2 protein-coding genes and 1 pseudogene are annotated in these 1,903 nt (G+C 62.9%); 1 reads left to right on the forward strand and 2 read right to left on the reverse strand.

Features of this window, described 5'->3' with window-relative positions:
- Positions 1-626: pseudogene (locus L0H65_RS19210) on the forward strand (hypothetical protein); the annotation flags it as partial.
- On the opposite strand, the gene lexA reads toward L0H65_RS19210, so the two are convergent.
- Together lexA and L0H65_RS19220 are read right to left on the reverse strand one after the other, a co-directional pair.
- Positions 620-1,321 (reverse strand): transcriptional repressor LexA, encoded by a 702-nt coding sequence (gene lexA / locus L0H65_RS19215; protein WP_301460795.1) that lies wholly within the window; start codon positions 1,319-1,321, stop codon positions 620-622. The pseudogene L0H65_RS19210 and the gene lexA overlap by 7 nt on opposite strands.
- Positions 1,322-1,390: 69 nt before the next feature.
- The coding region (locus tag L0H65_RS19220) for a molybdopterin-binding protein (protein ID WP_301460796.1) at positions 1,391-1,903 on the reverse strand (513 nt) is incomplete at its 5' end.

The following is a 1,903-nucleotide window of genomic DNA, read 5'->3' on the forward strand; positions in this document are numbered from 1 at the left end:
GGCCGGCGCTGGTCCTGCCGATATTGGCGCTGGGGGCGCTGTGGGTGGTGCTTTGGCGGGGGCCGGTGCGTTTTGCCGGGGTGCTGCCGATGTTGGCGGCGTTCGGGCTTTGGGCGCTGGCGGAGCGTCCGCCGCTGTTGATCAGTGGGGATGGTGGGTTGCTGGGCGTGGCGACGGAAGGGCCGCGCAGCGTATCGGCAGAAAAAGGTGCCGGTTTCGTCGCGCGTCAATGGCTGGAAAATGACGGCGATCTGGCGGACCAGGTAGAGGCCGCAGCGCGTTCCGGTTTCTCCGGTGCCGCAACCGCGCGGGAATTGCTTTTCGCAGGTTGGCGGATCGTGCAGTTGAAGGGCAAGAACGGTGCGAAGGGTTTGGCGGCGGCTTGCGAACGCGCCGATCTGGTGATCCTTGCGTCACGGGTGGAGGGGACGGCCCCGACGGGTTGTCTGGTGATAGACGCGCAGCGGTTGCGCCGAACCGGAGCCTTGGCAATCTGGCCCGATGGCGATCGGTTGCGGGTCGTTCCAACCCAGAATCAGGCGCGCTTATGGTCAAAGGGTCGCCGCCAAGCAGCGTTCTGGCTGGAAGGTCGCATTGCGCCGCACCTGCAAGCGCAGGATCAATAACTGCGGATCAAACCGACGAGACGGCCCTGAACCTTCACCTGATGATCGGGCAAAACGCGGGTTTCGTAGGCGGGATTGGCCGCCTCCAGCGCGATCATGCTGCCACGGCGGCGAAAACGTTTCAGCGTGGCTTCAGAATCCTCGACCAAAGCCACGACGATATCGCCGTTTTCGGCGGAGGATTGTTCGCGGATCACCACGATGTCGCCATCGTTGATCCCGGCATCAATCATCGAATCGCCTTTCACTTCCAGCGCGTAATGCTGGCCGTTGCCCGACAGCATCGAGCCCGGAACCGCGACATGATGCGAGATTTCCTGTATCGCCTCAATCGGCACACCAGCGGCGATCCGGCCCATCACCGGCAGTTCGATGGCGTCCAGCACACTCACCGGCAGAGCGGCGCGCGGGGCTGCGGGCCGGTCACCCTGAATCACCTTGGGCGTAAATCCTGCGGGTGTGAAGCCGGGGCGTTGCATCGCTTCGGGCAGCTTCACAATTTCAATCGCGCGTGCACGGTGGGCGAGGCGGCGGATGAAGCCGCGTTCTTCCAGCGCCGTGATCAGCCGGTGAATCCCCGATTTCGACTTCAGATCAAGGGCGTCCTTCATCTCATCAAACGAAGGGGGCACACCTTCGGCATCCATCCGGGTCCGAATGAAATCCAGCAGTTCCAGTTGCTTGCGCGTCAGCATCGACAATCCCTTTCCCGAAGGTTCCTGTGCTGTTCTGCCCATGTTCCCGGTTTGTGTCAAGTGTTTTGGTCAGATCGGTAAATATTCAACGACTGCCCCCGCAGGAAGTGCCGCGCCGCCGACCGGTCGGATCATCAGCGCATCAGCGGCGGCCATGACACCAAGCAAGGCGCTGTCCTGACGCTCATACGGGAAGATCAACAGCCCGCCATCACCATGCTGCAACCGCGCCCGCATGTAATGCGCGCGCGGGCCATTGGCGGGCGTGTCGCTACCCAGAACGGCGCGCTGCGGCGTTTGGGCGATCTTTCCGGCCCCTTGCATCGCGCGGATCATCGGTAACATGAAGACATGGCCGCAAACTATTGATGAGACCGGGTTTCCCGGTAATCCAAGCATCGGGATGCCGCGCAGACGACCCGCCATCAACGGCTTGCCGGGGCGCATGGCGATCTTGTAGAACGCCCGTTCCATCCCCAGGGCATCGGCGGTTTTTCCGACCAGATCATGGTCCCCGACCGATGCCCCGCCAGAGGTCACGATCAGATCGGCATCGGCGGCAAGGTCGAACACCGCCGCGAG

It is taken from the genome of Pseudorhodobacter sp., from assembly GCF_030452865.1.
In the GTDB taxonomy this organism is placed as follows: domain Bacteria; phylum Pseudomonadota; class Alphaproteobacteria; order Rhodobacterales; family Rhodobacteraceae; genus Pseudorhodobacter.